Here is a 15,333-nt window from a genome sequence, read left to right as displayed (position 1 = left end):
ATGCTGGATAAAATTGTTATCGCCAACCGTGGCGAGATTGCACTGCGTATTCTTCGTGCCTGTAAAGAACTGGGCATCAAGACCGTGGCCGTGCACTCAAGCGCGGATCGCGATTTAAAACACGTATTGCTGGCGGATGAGACGGTCTGTATCGGTCCGGCTCCGTCCGTAAAAAGCTATCTGAACATCCCGGCGATCATCAGCGCCGCCGAAATCACTGGCGCGGTCGCGATTCACCCGGGTTATGGTTTCCTCTCTGAGAACGCCAACTTTGCTGAGCAGGTTGAACGCTCTGGCTTTATCTTCATTGGCCCGAAAGCCGACACCATTCGCCTGATGGGTGACAAAGTGTCTGCCATCACCGCGATGAAAAAAGCCGGCGTGCCAACCGTACCGGGCTCTGACGGCCCGCTGACCGACGATATGGATGCTAACCGCGCCCATGCTAAACGCATTGGCTACCCGGTTATCATCAAGGCGTCTGGCGGCGGCGGCGGTCGCGGTATGCGCGTTGTACGCAGCGATGCTGAACTGGCGCAGTCCATCTCCATGACCAAAGCGGAAGCGAAAGCGGCTTTCAGCAATGACATGGTGTACATGGAAAAATACCTGGAAAACCCACGCCACATCGAAATTCAGGTGCTGGCTGACGGTCAGGGCAACGCGATCTATCTGGCTGAACGTGACTGCTCCATGCAGCGTCGTCACCAGAAAGTCGTCGAAGAAGCGCCAGCGCCGGGCATTACGCCGGAACTGCGTCGCTACATCGGTGAGCGTTGCGCCAAAGCGTGTGTCGATATCGGCTATCGCGGGGCGGGTACCTTTGAGTTCCTGTTCGAAAACGGCGAGTTCTACTTCATTGAGATGAACACCCGTATTCAGGTTGAACACCCGGTTACCGAAATGATCACCGGCGTTGACCTGATCAAAGAACAGCTGCGTATCGCAGCCGGTCAGCCGCTGTCCATCAAACAGGAAGAAGTTGTGGTTAAAGGCCATGCGGTAGAGTGCCGTATCAACGCCGAAGACCCGAACACCTTCCTGCCAAGCCCGGGTAAAATCACGCGTTTCCACGCGCCGGGTGGCTTTGGTGTGCGCTGGGAGTCCCATATTTACGCCGGTTACACCGTACCGCCGTACTATGACTCAATGATCGGTAAGCTGATCTGCTACGGCGAAAACCGTGACGTGGCCATTGCCCGCATGAAGAACGCCCTTCAGGAGCTGATCATCGACGGGATCAAAACCAACGTAGATCTCCAGATGCGCATCATGAGCGACGAGCACTTCCAGAATGGTGGTACTAACATCCACTACCTGGAGAAAAAACTCGGTCTGAACGAGAAGTAAGAGACCAGTGTTGCTAAAAGGCCGGATTATCCGGCCTTTTTTATTTCTGGGGATCGCAAAGCCCCATCATGTACAATCCCCGCTTTCTTCATCCACAAGGGACAAAAAATGGACAAACGTTTTGTTCAGGCCCATAAAGAAGCGCGCTGGGCGCTGTGGCTGACCCTTCTCTATCTCGCTGCATGGTTAGTAACTGCTTACTTACCTGATTCAGCGATTGGCATTACCGGCCTCCCGCACTGGTTTGAAATGGCCTGCCTGCTGCTGCCGCTGGTGTTTATTGTGCTGTGCTGGGCGATGGTGAAATTCATCTATCGCGATATCTCCCTGGAGGACGATGATGCAGCTTGAAGTCATTCTGCCGCTTGTCGCTTACCTGTTCCTGGTGTTTGGCCTGTCGGTTTATGCGATGCGTAAACGTTCAACCGGTACCTTTCTGAACGAGTATTTCCTCGGGAGCCGCTCAATGGGTGGCGTCGTGCTGGCCATGACGCTGACCGCTACTTACATCAGCGCCAGCTCGTTTATCGGTGGCCCGGGCGCCGCTTATAAGTACGGACTGGGCTGGGTACTGCTGGCCATGATCCAGCTGCCTGCCATCTGGCTCTCTCTGGGCATACTGGGTAAAAAGTTTGCCATTCTGGCCCGTCGCTACAATGCCGTGACGCTGAACGATATGCTGTTTGCCCGCTATCAGAGTCGCTTGCTGGTATGGCTGGCAAGCCTGAGTCTGCTGGTGGCGTTTATTGGTGCGATGACGGTGCAGTTTATCGGCGGCGCACGTCTGCTGGAAACGGCAGCCGGGATCCCCTACGAGACGGGTCTGGTCATTTTCGGTGTGAGTATCGCGCTGTACACCGCGTTTGGCGGGTTCCGTGCCAGCGTTCTGAACGATACGATGCAGGGAATGGTGATGCTCATTGGCACTCTCGTTCTGCTGGTGGGTATCGTGCATGCCGCAGGGGGCCTGAGCCATGCGGTTGAAACCCTGGAAGCGATCGATCCGAAACTGGTCTCGCCGCAGGGGGCGGATGACATCCTCTCGCCAACCTTTATGACCTCGTTCTGGGTGCTGGTGTGCTTTGGCGTGATTGGCCTGCCGCATACTGCCGTGCGCTGCATCTCATATAAAGACAGCAAAGCGGTGCACCGCGGGATCATTATCGGGACAATTGTGGTGGCGATCCTGATGTTTGGTATGCACCTGGCGGGCGCGCTGGGCCGCGCGGTGATCCCTGACCTTACCGTACCGGATCTGGTCATTCCGACCCTGATGGTGAAAGTGCTTCCGCCGTTTGCCGCCGGGATTTTCCTCGCCGCACCCATGGCGGCCATTATGTCGACCATCAACGCTCAGTTGCTGCAAAGTTCCGCTACGATCATTAAAGATCTCTATCTGAATTTGCGCCCTGAACAGGTCGAAAATGAGCGACGCCTCAAGCGTATGTCGGCGGTGATTACCCTGGTGCTGGGGGCGTTACTGTTGCTGGCCGCGTGGCGTCCACCGGAGATGATCATCTGGCTAAACCTGCTCGCCTTTGGCGGGCTGGAGGCCGTTTTCCTGTGGCCGCTGGTGCTGGGGCTGTACTGGGAACGCGCGAATGCCGCGGGTGCATTAAGCGGCATGATTGTCGGGGGCGTCCTGTATGCCGTTCTCGCCACGTTGAAAATTCAGTATCTTGGCTTTCACCCGATCGTGCCTTCGTTACTGTTAAGTTTACTGGCGTTTGTGGTGGGTAACCGTTTTGGCCGTCCCGTTCCACCCGCCACCCTGATTTCTACTGATAAATAAAGAGTTTTGCCATGCCGTGGATCCAATTGAAACTGAACACAACCGGCGCGAACGCCGAAGAACTGAGTGATGCGCTGATGGAGGCCGGTTCGGTCTCTATCACGTTCCAGGACACGCATGACACGCCGGTCTTTGAGCCGCTACCAGGCGAAACGCGCCTGTGGGGTGATACGGACGTTATCGGCCTGTTCGATGCAGAAACCGACATGAAAGAGGTCGTGGCGATTCTGGAAAACCATCCGCTGCTGGGCGCGGGTTTCGCGCATAAAATCGAACAGCTGGAAGACAAAGACTGGGAACGCGAGTGGATGGACAACTTCCATCCAATGCAGTTTGGTCAGCGTCTGTGGATCTGCCCAAGCTGGCGCGACGTTCCCGATGAAAATGCGGTCAACGTAATGCTGGATCCGGGTCTGGCGTTCGGCACCGGTACCCACCCGACAACCTCCCTGTGCCTGCAATGGCTGGATGGCCTGGATCTGGAAGGCAAAACCGTGATCGACTTCGGTTGCGGATCCGGGATCCTCGCTATCGCGGCGCTGAAACTGGGCGCGGCAAAAGCCATCGGGATCGACATCGATCCGCAGGCGATTCAGGCCAGCCGTGATAACGCCGAGCGTAATGGCGTTTCCGATCGCCTTGAACTGTATCTGCCTGATGCACAGCCAGAGGCCATGAAAGCCGATGTGGTGGTCGCGAATATCCTGGCTGGCCCGTTACGCGAGCTGGCGCCGTTAATCAGCGTGCTGCCGGTTGAAGGCGGTCTGCTGGGCCTGTCCGGTATCCTTGCCAGCCAGGCAGACAGCGTCTGTGAAGCCTACGCCGATCTCTTTGCGCTCGACCCGGTTGTCGAGAAAGAAGAGTGGTGTCGCATCACCGGTCGTAAAAAATAAGCCTTTGGCGTGGTCGTCTGACCACGCCTTTTCCCTTCGATTTTTTCTCCATCCTTCATCCTTTCTTCGATAAAATAACCGCACAAATCATAATGTTAATCATTGATTTGGATAATAAAATTCACAGGAAGAATACGATGAAACACATTTCAGGCAAGGCAGCGCTGCTGGCGCTGAGCGTGATTTCGGCTTCAACTTACGCCTCACACTGGAGCTATCAAGGAGAAGGCGCACCGGAACACTGGGGCGAACTGGATGAGGCGTACAAGACGTGTAAAAGCGGGATGTATCAGTCGCCGGTTAACATTGATAATACGGTCAAAGCTCACATCTCTCCGCTGGAAACGCACTATATCGACGGCCCGGTCACCCTGATAAACAACGGCCATACTATCCAGGCGAGTGAAAATGCCGATACACGCGACAGCATCACGCTTGATAAACAGACCTGGACATTACAGCAGTTCCATTTCCATGCGCCATCCGAAAACACGGTGCACGGTAAAAAATACGCAATGGAAATGCATCTGGTCCATAAAAACGCTGACGGCGAACTGACGGTCGTTGCCGTTATGTTCGATCAGGGCGCGGCAAACGCTGCACTAGATAAACTCTGGGGCGTGATGCCAGGACAGGTTGACCAGAACGTTACAATTAAGCCAACACTCGATATGAATAAATTACTGCCTGCGGATAAAACCTACTGGCGTTTTAGCGGCTCCCTGACCACGCCACCGTGCTCAGAAGGGGTGACATGGTTGGTGCTCAAGCATCCGCTGACCGTCTCTGCTGAACAGCTGCAAAAATTCACTCACACTATGCACCACGAAAACAGCCGCCCGGTTCAGCCGCTTCATGGCCGTCTGGTTGTTGAATAAGCCGATTTTTTGCGCTGATATCCTGTGCTGAAATGCGACGCAGATCGCAAAGAAGCGCCATAATCTGCTGCATATCGCAGCAGATTATCCCGGCCAATTGATTCATTTATTCAGAAATGATGAGAAGTTACGGGAAATTGTAAGCGCCCACAAAATGTTCATTTCTTCATAACACAATGATTTAAATAGCGAATAATCTTATCCGAAAAGAATGACTGGCGATTCCTTGATCTACAACAGAGGATTGTTCAAAGTTTGGCCTTTCATCTCGTGCAAAAAATGCGTAATATACGCCGCCTTGCAGTCACAGTATGGTCATTTCTTAACTCATGCGCATCGGACACCACCAGCTTAGAAATCGCCTGATCGCAGCCCCAATGGCAGGTATTACCGACCGGCCGTTCAGGACGCTGTGCTACGAGATGGGAGCAGGATTAACCGTTTCCGAGATGATGTCGTCTAACCCGCAGGTTTGGGAAAGCGACAAGTCCCGCCTTCGGATGGTGCACGTGGATGAGCCAGGTATCCGCACCGTGCAAATTGCCGGAAGCGTGCCTGAAGAGATGGCAGATGCCGCGCGTATTAACGTGGAAAGTGGCGCCCAGATTATTGATATCAATATGGGTTGCCCGGCCAAAAAGGTGAATCGCAAGCTTGCAGGTTCAGCCCTTCTGCAATACCCCGACCAGGTGAAGTCAATCCTGACGGCGGTTGTCAGCGCAGTGGACGTTCCTGTTACGTTGAAGATTCGCACGGGTTGGTCGCCGGAACACCGTAACTGTGTAGAGATTGCCCAACTGGCCGAAGACTGTGGCATTCAGGCCCTGACCATTCATGGACGCACTCGCGCCTGTTTGTTCAACGGTGAAGCTGAATACGACAGCATTCGGGCAGTTAAGCAGAAAGTTTCCATTCCGATTATCGCGAATGGCGACATAACTGACCCGCTTAAAGCCAGAGCTGTGCTCGACTATACGGGAGCTGATGCTCTGATGATAGGACGTGCCGCTCAGGGAAGACCCTGGATCTTTCGGGAAATCCAGCATTATCTGGACACTGGGGAGCTGCTTGCCCCGCTGCCTCTGGCAGAGGTTAAGCGCTTGCTTTGTTCGCATGTTCGGGAACTGCATGACCACTACGGCCAGGCAAAAGGGTACCGAATTGCGCGTAAACACGTATCCTGGTATCTCCAGGAGCACGCTCCAAATGACCAGTTTCGGCGCACATTCAACGCCATTGAGGATGCCAGCGAACAGCTGGAGGCGTTGGAGGCATACTTCGAAAATCTTGCGTAATGAAATAAAGAGCTGACAGAACTATGTTCGAACAACGCGTAAATTCTGACGTACTGACCGTTTCTACCGTTAACTCTCAGGATCAGGTGACTCAAAAGCCCCTGCGTGACTCGGTTAAACAGGCACTGAAGAACTATTTTGCTCAACTGAACGGTCAGGATGTTAATGACCTGTATGAGCTGGTACTGGCTGAAGTTGAACAGCCACTGTTGGACATGGTGATGCAATACACCCGTGGTAATCAAACCCGCGCTGCCCTGATGATGGGCATCAACCGTGGTACCCTGCGTAAGAAATTGAAAAAATACGGCATGAACTGATACTAATCAGTTAAATGCTTGTTTAAAAAGGCGCTCTTCGGCATGGGGAAGCGCCTTTTTTATTGCCCGGATGAGCGACCGTCAACGCTTTGTAAACCTTCTCCTTCCCCACTTTTCAACGCCCGCTTTTCGTGTATATTTCCACCACCTTACAGGCTCTCTTTTCGCGGAATGACACATGATTCGTAAATACTGGTGGCTGGTCGTTTTTGCTGTCTCTGTTTTCATTTTCGATGCGCTGCTGATGCAGTGGATTGAACTGATGAGCACCGAAACCGATAAATGTCGCAATATGAATTCCGTGAACCCGCTAAAACTGGTCAACTGCTCAGAGCTGGACTAGCCTCTTCCATCCTGTACCCCTCTGTTATCACCCAATAAAAACAGGGGCTTAAATCACTTTTCGTCATTTCCTGACGATGATAATGTCTGTGCCCTTTCCAACCGCTCTTGCTTAACGTCTCACAACGAGTGAACAGACCATGCTGGTTAGCCAATACAACCAAATCCTCGTCGTCATCTCCTTTATTGTCGCCATTCTTGCCGCCTATACCGCGCTGAATATGGCTGCGCGCGTTGCCGGAAGCCAGGGCGTCGCTGCACGCGTCTGGCTGGCAGGTGGCGGTGTTTCGATGGGGATTGGCGTGTGGGCGATGCATTTCATCGGTATGCTGGCGATGGATCTTTCCATGAGCATGAGTTACAACGCGACCCTGACCGTGCTTTCGATGATTATCGCCATCAGCTCGTCAATGTTCGCCCTGTGGCTCGTTAGCGGCGAGCAGCTACATTTGCGCCGACTGCTGCCTGGCGCCGTCGTGATGGGTACAGGCATAGTTGCCATGCACTACACCGGTATGGCTGCCCTGGAGGTCACTCCGGGTATTGTCTGGGATAAAACGTGGATGGCTATCTCTGTGGGCATAGCCCTTGCCGCTTCACTGGCCGCTCTTTGGCTGACGTTCCGTTTACGTCAGGAAGCTGCACGAATGGCGTTGATGCGTCTGGGGGCGGCGATCACCATGGGCATCGCTATCGCTGGCATGCATTACGCCGGCATGGAAGCAGCACAATTTCCAATGTCGACGATGGTCCACCATCATGGTCTTAACGGGAGCTGGCTGGCGATACTGGTTAGCGTGGTCGCGCTCGCTATTCTGGGGATTACGCTGCTGGTATCGATGTTCGATGCCCGCCTTCAGGCTCGTACCTCGCTGCTGGCCTCATCCCTGGCAGAAGCTAACCGTGAACTCGCACAGCTGGCGTTGCATGATACGCTGACGCGCTTACCCAATCGTATTCTGCTTGAGGATCGCCTCGATCAGGCCATCAGCAAGGCCGATCGCGAAGGAAGCCCTTTCGCGCTGATGTTTATGGATCTTGATGGCTTTAAAACCGTCAACGATGCCTATGGTCATGATGTCGGTGACAATCTTCTGGTTGCGGTGACTCAGCGTTTGCTGTTGCAGTTGAAAGGTCAGTACACGCTGGCGCGTATCGGTGGGGATGAATTCGTCCTGCTGGCCGAAACCACTACCCCGGATGATGCTGCCTCACTGGCAAATTCACTGGTACGCGTCATTGATAGCCCGTTCCATCTCGATCCTTACGAACTGATGGTCACCCTGAGCATTGGCATTGCGCTCTATCCACACGATGGCAAAACCGATCGTGAACTGATGTTTAACGCTGATGCTGCGATGTACCACACGAAACATATGGGTCGTAACGGTTATCACTTCTTTCAGCCGTCAATGAATACGCTGGCGCAGACGCATCTACAGCTGATGAATGATCTGTGGCAGGCCATCGACCGTGATGAGTTACGCCTGCTTTATCAACCTAAATTCCATGCCCCTGCCGGGCCGGTCATCGGATTCGAAGCGCTGTTACGCTGGCAGCATCCCAAACAGGGATTACTGCCCCCCGACCTGTTTCTACCGCTTGCAGAGAAAACCGGGCTGATTATTCCAATTGGAAACTGGGTAATCGACGAGGCCTGCCGCCAGCTTCGAGAATGGCACCTTCAGGGCCACACGGACTGGTCAATGGCGGTGAATCTTTCTACGTTGCAGTTCGAACAGCCGTCGCTGGTTAAAACGGTTCTCGATTGTCTGACGCGCCATAGCGTACCGCCCGGCATGTTGATCCTGGAGGTGACCGAAACCACGGCGATGAGCAATCCGGACGAAAGCGTTCGTGTCCTGACAGCGCTGACGGATGCGGGCGTAAAAGCCTCGATAGACGATTTTGGTACAGGTTATTCAAGCCTTCTTTATCTTAAGCGACTCCCTGCCTGCGAGTTGAAAATCGATCGTGCTTTTGTAAAAGAGTTAAGTGGAGAGAGTGAAGATGCGACGATCGTCTCGGCGATTATCGCCCTGGCAAAAACGCTGAATCTGAAGGTCGTGGCAGAAGGGGTCGAAACCGCAGCGCAGCAGACCTTTCTGACAGAACTGGGATGCAATACGCTACAGGGTTATCTGCTGGGCAAACCGATTACCGCGCAGGCTATTATGGAACAGTGCCAGCACGGGGAGATGTCACCATCCCGTATGCAATCATGAGGCTGTATCGTAAAACACTGGCGCCACTCGAGTGATATTTAGTGTCGCAAGAATATTATCCACCAGCGCCGGCGCCTGTTTGTACAGATTAAAACTGTTGCTATCCATTAACCAGTTTTTAATGACTCCGCTAAAAAATGCGTGGAAAACAATCAGCGCCAGTTCAATATTAGTTTGGGAAGAAATAATGCTACGCGCAACGCATTGTCTCAACGTCCTGCGAAGATAATTATCGTTTAAACCGATCCGCTTGCGTATTTCACATTCTGAAATCACATCGTCATGAAATTCACACTTATGATACAGAATTTGTAAAAGAGCATACTGGCGTGGCTCGCTCGCAATATATTGCAGCGCGACAATAAACTGTTCACGAAGCATTAACAAAGGGTCATCTTTTTCAGAAAGTATTAACCTGTCACGAATCATTTCACGCAGCGGCAATTGCTGTTCCCAGATGGCGTTAAATATTTCCGCTTTACTCGAAAAATGCCAGTAAACCGCCCCGCGAGTAAGTTGAGCAGCATCGGCGATGTCGGTAAGCGTGGTATTAGCCACGCCACGTGTCGCGAATAGCCCGATAGCGGCTTCAATCAGCTGCTGCCGGGTCTTTTGAGCCTCTTCTTTCTTTTTACGCGCCATAGCCTGCTACTCATTACTTATACGGTTGATACGACATCAAACGTTATTAAAGGGTCGTGTAAGTCAAAGTATTCACCATAACCCGTTTTGGTTTTGCACAAAAAAAGTCAATTCATTTAATTTATAATTCATACGAATAAATTGAGCGGATCAAATTCATTAAATAAATAGTTTGTATTTACTCATAAGTATTCCGTTGATTATCCTGACAGAAGCCGGATTTCGAATACACTGGTTCAGAATCTGATTTTGCTTTTTATTGCCTCCATCAGCACTTATAAATTAAAAAACCTTGAATACCCTCATTATTATACGCAGCTACATTTCTTTTTTTGCCTCACACCCTTTCACCGACTTATGGCATATATCGGTTCAAGGGTAGTTTAAGGAACAGTAATGACGAATCACTTCAGACGCTTACCCTTATCCGGTTTCATTGTCTGTGCTGCACTGCTCGCCGGGTGCGATGGGCAAGAAAACCCACAGCAGCATGGGCAAGCTCCTCAGGTCAGTGTTCATATTGTCAAAAGCGCGCCACTGGCCGTAACGACGGAATTGCCAGGCAGAACTGACGCTTATCGTGTGGCGGAGGTTCGTCCCCAGGTAAGTGGTATCATTCTGCACCGTAATTTTACCGAAGGCAGCGACGTCAAAGCGGGTGAATCACTTTATCAGATCGATCCGGCCACCTATCAGGCAGCCTACGACAATGCGAAAGGTGAACAGGTAAAAGCGCAGGCTGCGGCAAACATAGCCCATCTGACGGTAAAACGTTACCTTCCGCTGGTCGGTACGCAATATGTGAGCAAGCAGGAGTATGATCAGGCGGTGGCAACCGCCCAGCAGGCGGATGCAAGCGTCGTTGCCGCGAAAGCTGGCGTTGAGAGCGCGCGGATCAATCTTGCTTATACGAAAGTCACATCGCCAATCAACGGGCGCATTGGCAAATCCAGCGTCACTGAAGGGGCGTTAGTCACTAATGGTCAGTCAACCGCACTGGCGACAGTTCAGCAGCTCGATCCCATTTATGTCGATGTAACGCAATCCAGCAGCGATTTTATGCGTCTGAAGCAGCAGACGAGCCTGCAAAAGGGAGACACCAGCAGCGTTGAGTTGCTGATGGAAAATGGCCAGCCTTATCCGCTGAAAGGAACGCTTCAGTTCTCTGATGTCACGGTAGATGAAAGTACCGGCTCAATCACCCTTCGCGCTCTCTTCCCTAACCCTCAGCATATGCTGTTACCGGGTATGTTTGTCCGTGCACGCATTGACGAAGGCACACAGCCTGATGCCATCCTTGTTCCCCAGCAGGGGGTAACCCGTACACCTCGCGGTGATGCAACCGTGCTTGTGGTAAACGATAAAAACCAGGTGGAATCTCGCACTGTCGTTGCACCGCAGGCGATTGGCGATCGGTGGTTGATCACGGAAGGTCTGAAAAATGGCGACCGCGTCATTATCAGCGGCCTGCAAAAAGTTCGCCCTGGCGTCACCGTCGTGGCTATTCCTGATACCGCCGCGACTCCAGCCAGTTAAGGGATAACGAGATGGCTAATTTCTTTATTCAACGGCCTGTTTTCGCCTGGGTGCTCTCCATCATTCTGATGATTGCGGGCGGGCTGGCCATTTTAAAACTGCCGGTGGCGCAATATCCAACCATTGCGCCGCCAGCAGTTGCGGTGACAGCGACCTACCCTGGCGCTGATGCCCAGACGGTCCAGGATACCGTGACGCAGGTTATCGAACAGAACATGAACGGAATCGACAATCTGATGTACATGTCGTCCACCAGTGATTCTGCCGGTAACGTCACCATCACCCTGACGTTCGAGTCGGGTACGGATCCTGATATCGCGCAGGTGCAGGTTCAGAACAAACTCCAGCTCGCTATGCCGCTGCTACCGCAAGAAGTACAGCAACAGGGGATCGGCGTGGAAAAATCCAGCAGCAGCTTCCTGCTGGTCGCGGGATTTGTGTCGGATAATAAAAACCTCACTCAGGATGATATCTCCGACTATGTCGCTTCTAACGTAAAAGATGCGATCAGCCGTACTTCCGGCGTCGGTGATGTGCAGCTGTTCGGTGCGCAGTATGCAATGCGCATCTGGCTGGACAGCAACGCGATGAATAAATATCAGCTCACGCCGTTGGATGTCATTAACCAACTGAAAACGCAGAACGATCAGATTGCTGCGGGCCAGTTGGGAGGTACGCCGTCCGTACCAGGGCAGCAACTGAACGCCTCAATTATTGCTCAAACGCGCCTCAAATCGCCGGAGGAGTTTGGCCGTGTGACGCTGAAGGTGAACCAGGACGGTTCAATGGTCCACCTGAAAGATGTGGCCCGCATTGAGCTGGGTGGCGAAAACTACAACATGGTCACCAAAATCAATGGCCAGGCAGCAACGGGGCTCGGGATCAAGCTGGCGACTGGCGCAAACGCGCTGGATACCGCTGCCGCCATTAAGAGTAAACTGGCGCAGTTGCAGCCCTTCTTCCCTCAGGGCCTGAAAGTCGTTTATCCGTACGACACCACACCTTTCGTGAAGATCTCAATCCATGAAGTGGTGAAGACGCTGTTTGAAGCGATCGTTCTCGTGTTCCTGGTGATGTACTTGTTCCTGCAAAACCTGCGGGCAACCCTTATTCCGACTATTGCCGTGCCCGTGGTGCTACTGGGTACCTTCGCGGTACTGGCTGCGTTTGGTTTCTCCATTAACACCCTGACGATGTTCGGGATGGTATTGGCGATAGGTTTGCTCGTCGATGATGCCATCGTGGTGGTTGAGAACGTAGAACGCGTCATGGTTGAGGACAAGCTGCCGCCAAAAGAGGCGACCCAGAAGTCGATGGAGCAAATCCAGGGCGCCCTGGTGGGCATTGCCATGGTGCTTTCAGCGGTGTTTATTCCGATGGCATTTTTTGGAGGTTCAACCGGGGCTATCTATCGCCAGTTCTCGCTGACCATTGTCTCCGCGATGGCCTTATCGGTGCTGGTGGCGTTGATATTAACGCCTGCTTTATGTGCAACGCTGCTCAAACCGGTTTCCAGCGACCATCATGAAAAGAAAGGTGGATTCTTCGGCTGGTTTAACGCGCTTTTTGATAAGAGCGTGGAGCACTACAGCAACAGCGTGAGCGGCATTTTACGTAAGACCGGACGCTATCTGCTGGTTTACGTCATCATCGTCGGCGGCATGGCAATACTGTTCCTGCGCCTGCCTTCCTCCTTCCTGCCGGAAGAGGATCAGGGGGTGTTTATGACGATGGTTCAGCTGCCGGCAGGGGCGACGCAGATGCGTACCCAGCAGGTACTCGATCAGGTTCAGGACTATTATCTGACGAAAGAGAAAGCGAACGTTGAATCGGTCTTTACCGTAAACGGATTTAGCTTTAGCGGGCAGGGGCAGAACTCCGGTATCGCTTTCGTCAGCCTGAAGCCATGGGAAGAACGCCCGGGCAAGGAAAACGGCGTTGAGGCGATTGTCAGCCGCGCAACGAAAGCGTTTAGCCAGATCAAAGATGGTCTTGTATTTCCGTTTAACCTCCCTGCCATTATTGAACTGGGTACCGCAACAGGCTTTGACTTTGAACTGATTGACCAGGCAAACCTGGGACATACGCAGCTCACGCAGGCACGTAACCAACTGCTTGGCATGGTAAGGGAACATCCTGACTTACTGGTCCGCGTGCGTCCTAACGGACTGGAAGATACGCCACAGTACAAACTGGATGTCGACCAGGAGAAGGCCCAGGCGCTGGGTGTGAGCATATCTGATGTCAATCAGACCATCTCAACAGCATTGGGTGGCACTTATGTGAACGACTTTATCGATCATGGACGCGTGAAAAAAGTTTATGTCCAGGCTGATGCTCGCTTCCGTATGTTACCAGGAGATATTAACGACCTGTATGTGCGTAGTGCTAACGGCGAAATGGTGCCTTTCTCTGCCTTTAGCAGCTCTCACTGGGTGTACGGCTCACCTCGTCTGGAACGTTACAATGGGATGCCATCAATGGAGATCCTCGGTGAGTCTGCGCCAGGCAAAAGTACCGGTGAGGCAATGGAGATGATGGAAAGCCTTGCGTCGAAACTGCCTTCCGGAATTGGCTACGACTGGACGGGGATGTCTTATCAGGAACGTCTTTCCGGAAATCAGGCTCCAGCACTGTATGCCATTTCACTGATTGTGGTGTTCCTGTGTCTGGCGGCTCTCTATGAAAGCTGGTCAATTCCATTCTCGGTCATGCTGGTTGTGCCCCTGGGGGTGATCGGCGCGCTTCTGGCTGCATCAATACGTGGGCTGAACAATGACGTTTACTTCCAGGTTGGTCTGCTTACGACAATTGGTTTATCAGCCAAAAACGCCATACTGATCGTTGAGTTCGCCAAGGATCTTATGGATAAAGAAGGCAAAGGGATTATTGAAGCCACGCTGGAAGCCTCACGTATGCGTCTGCGCCCTATCCTGATGACCTCTCTGGCATTTATCCTTGGTGTTATGCCTCTGGTCATCAGTAGTGGCGCAGGTAGTGGGGCACAAAACGCTGTCGGGACGGGCGTGATGGGCGGGATGCTGTCAGCCACTCTGCTGGCCATTTTCTTTGTTCCTGTTTTCTTCGTTGTTGTCCGGAGACGGTTTACAAAGCATAAGGATTAATGAAAATCATAAAGGCACCTCTGGTGCCTTTTTTATTTCCTGTCAGCATTCTAATAAAAAGACATCTCTTCACATTTCCTCCATAAATAATCAACGCCCCTCTTTTATCTCCATGATTTTTACAATGCACACAATTTGAGATTATTCCCCGTGCTGTATGGCATTAGTGCGGTGGTAAAATAATCATCAATTCGTAAATTGCCGCATCGGCTCTTAAGCGAATAAGCGATCATATTGAGGTAACATCATGAAAAGATTCCTTTCCGTTGCACTTCTCGCTGCGCTGCTTGCTGGTTGCGCGCACGACTCTCCCTGTGTACCGGTATACGACGATCAGGGGCGACTGGTTCACACCAATACCTGTATGAAGGGGACTACCCAGGATAACTGGGAAACAGCAGGTGCGATTGCCGGTGGCGCCGCAGCAATAGCTGGCCTGACTCTCGGTATTGTCGCCCTGACTAAATAATACTTTTAAAAGCGCGGCCATCGCCGCGCTTTTATTTTATCTAATCAAAGGGATGTATATTTCCCCTCTCAGATATCATCAGATAATTTTTAGATTCAGTATCCTGTTTTTTTATAGCCCTATTTCCTTATCTATACAACCTCAGTCTGAATCACTGAATTGATTTAACGCTGCTGCGAGTAAGCATTATGCATTCCGTGAATTCATTTATAGCTGGGTTAAGACGCTTTAATACGTCAGTAAGGTATTAACGGCACTCGTTGGAATATCTGATAAGGAAATTGGTTTAGCTGAGGGCATAACGCAAAAAGGCCATCCTTTCGGATGGCCTTTCTACTTGTTTGATGTCTGGCAGTTCCCTACTCTCACATGGGGAGACCCCACACTACCATCGGCGCTACGGCGTTTCACTTCTGAGTTCGGCATGGGGTCAGGTGGGACCACCGCGCTAAAGCCGCCAGGCAAA

The 15,333-nt window shown here is 52.2% G+C and carries 13 protein-coding genes and 1 rRNA gene; 12 read left to right on the top strand and 2 right to left on the bottom strand.

Features of this window, described 5'->3' with window-relative positions; genetic code table 11:
- From accC to SK51_RS06455, 9 genes are all read left to right on the top strand, one after another.
- The gene (accC, locus tag SK51_RS06495) at positions 1 to 1,350 is read left to right on the top strand and encodes an acetyl-CoA carboxylase biotin carboxylase subunit (RefSeq protein WP_003860388.1); all 1,350 of its coding nucleotides are present in this window, start codon (positions 1 to 3) and stop codon (positions 1,348 to 1,350) included.
- Between the two features lie 108 nt (positions 1,351 to 1,458).
- Positions 1,459 to 1,701 carry a YhdT family protein gene (locus SK51_RS06490; protein WP_022649569.1) on the top strand — a complete coding sequence of 81 codons (243 nt, stop codon included), beginning with the start codon at positions 1,459 to 1,461 and terminating at the stop codon, positions 1,699 to 1,701.
- Positions 1,691 to 3,142, top strand: coding sequence for a sodium/pantothenate symporter (gene panF / locus SK51_RS06485; protein ID WP_022649570.1), 1,452 nt, complete (start codon positions 1,691 to 1,693; stop codon positions 3,140 to 3,142). The genes SK51_RS06490 and panF overlap by 11 nt, the downstream gene beginning before the upstream one ends.
- Positions 3,143 to 3,153: 11 nt before the next feature.
- Positions 3,154 to 4,035 (top strand): 50S ribosomal protein L11 methyltransferase, encoded by an 882-nt coding sequence (gene prmA, locus SK51_RS06480; RefSeq protein ID WP_022649571.1) that lies wholly within the window; start codon positions 3,154 to 3,156, stop codon positions 4,033 to 4,035.
- Between the two features lie 137 nt (positions 4,036 to 4,172).
- Positions 4,173 to 4,913, top strand: a complete 741-nt coding sequence (locus tag SK51_RS06475) for a carbonic anhydrase (protein ID WP_023307084.1) — start codon at positions 4,173 to 4,175, stop codon at positions 4,911 to 4,913.
- A gap of 329 nt (positions 4,914 to 5,242) precedes the next feature.
- The gene (dusB, locus tag SK51_RS06470; protein ID WP_006812176.1) at positions 5,243 to 6,208 is read left to right on the top strand and encodes a tRNA dihydrouridine synthase DusB; all 966 of its coding nucleotides are present in this window, start codon (positions 5,243 to 5,245) and stop codon (positions 6,206 to 6,208) included.
- A 23-nt stretch (positions 6,209 to 6,231) separates the two neighbouring features.
- Entirely contained in the window at positions 6,232 to 6,528 is a 297-nt protein-coding gene (fis, locus tag SK51_RS06465) for a DNA-binding transcriptional regulator Fis (protein WP_000462905.1), read from the top strand.
- Positions 6,529 to 6,706: 178 nt separating this feature from the next.
- Entirely contained in the window at positions 6,707 to 6,871 is a 165-nt protein-coding gene (locus SK51_RS06460; protein ID WP_003860373.1) for a DUF2556 family protein, read from the top strand.
- 139 nt (positions 6,872 to 7,010) lie between these two features.
- Positions 7,011 to 9,095, top strand: a complete 2,085-nt coding sequence (locus SK51_RS06455) for a putative bifunctional diguanylate cyclase/phosphodiesterase (RefSeq protein ID WP_023307085.1) — start codon at positions 7,011 to 7,013, stop codon at positions 9,093 to 9,095.
- Here the strand turns inward: SK51_RS06455 and envR are convergent.
- On the bottom strand, positions 9,090 to 9,737 hold the full coding sequence (gene envR / locus SK51_RS06450; protein ID WP_023307086.1) for an acrEF/envCD operon transcriptional regulator: 648 nt from the start codon (positions 9,735 to 9,737) through the stop codon (positions 9,090 to 9,092). The two genes, SK51_RS06455 and envR, sit on opposite strands and share 6 nt — an antisense overlap.
- Before the next feature lie 396 nt (positions 9,738 to 10,133).
- Here envR and SK51_RS06445 point away from each other — a divergent pair, with 396 nt between their 5' ends.
- The 3 genes from SK51_RS06445 to SK51_RS06435 all read left to right on the top strand — a co-directional run bounded on the left by SK51_RS06445 (position 10,134) and on the right by SK51_RS06435 (position 14,867).
- A complete protein-coding gene (locus SK51_RS06445; protein ID WP_023307087.1) occupies positions 10,134 to 11,273 on the top strand; it encodes an efflux RND transporter periplasmic adaptor subunit in 1,140 nt (379 codons plus the stop codon).
- Positions 11,274 to 11,284: 11 nt separating this feature from the next.
- Positions 11,285 to 14,398, top strand: a complete 3,114-nt coding sequence (locus SK51_RS06440; RefSeq protein ID WP_048206623.1) for an efflux RND transporter permease subunit — start codon at positions 11,285 to 11,287, stop codon at positions 14,396 to 14,398.
- A 247-nt stretch (positions 14,399 to 14,645) separates the two neighbouring features.
- Positions 14,646 to 14,867: a lipoprotein gene (locus SK51_RS06435; RefSeq protein ID WP_003860364.1), complete on the top strand. Its 222-nt coding sequence runs from the start codon at positions 14,646 to 14,648 to the stop codon at positions 14,865 to 14,867.
- A gap of 346 nt (positions 14,868 to 15,213) precedes the next feature.
- On the opposite strand, the gene rrf is transcribed toward SK51_RS06435, so the two are convergent.
- Positions 15,214 to 15,329: ribosomal RNA gene (gene rrf / locus SK51_RS06430) — 5S ribosomal RNA — on the bottom strand.
- Between the last annotated feature and the right edge of the window lie 4 nt (positions 15,330 to 15,333).

Source organism: Enterobacter sp. MGH85 (assembly GCF_001037655.1).
Lineage (GTDB): Bacteria > Pseudomonadota > Gammaproteobacteria > Enterobacterales > Enterobacteriaceae > Enterobacter > Enterobacter intestinihominis.
Note: the sequence above shows the minus strand (reverse complement) of the source record. Positions and strands in the feature narration are given on the sequence as shown.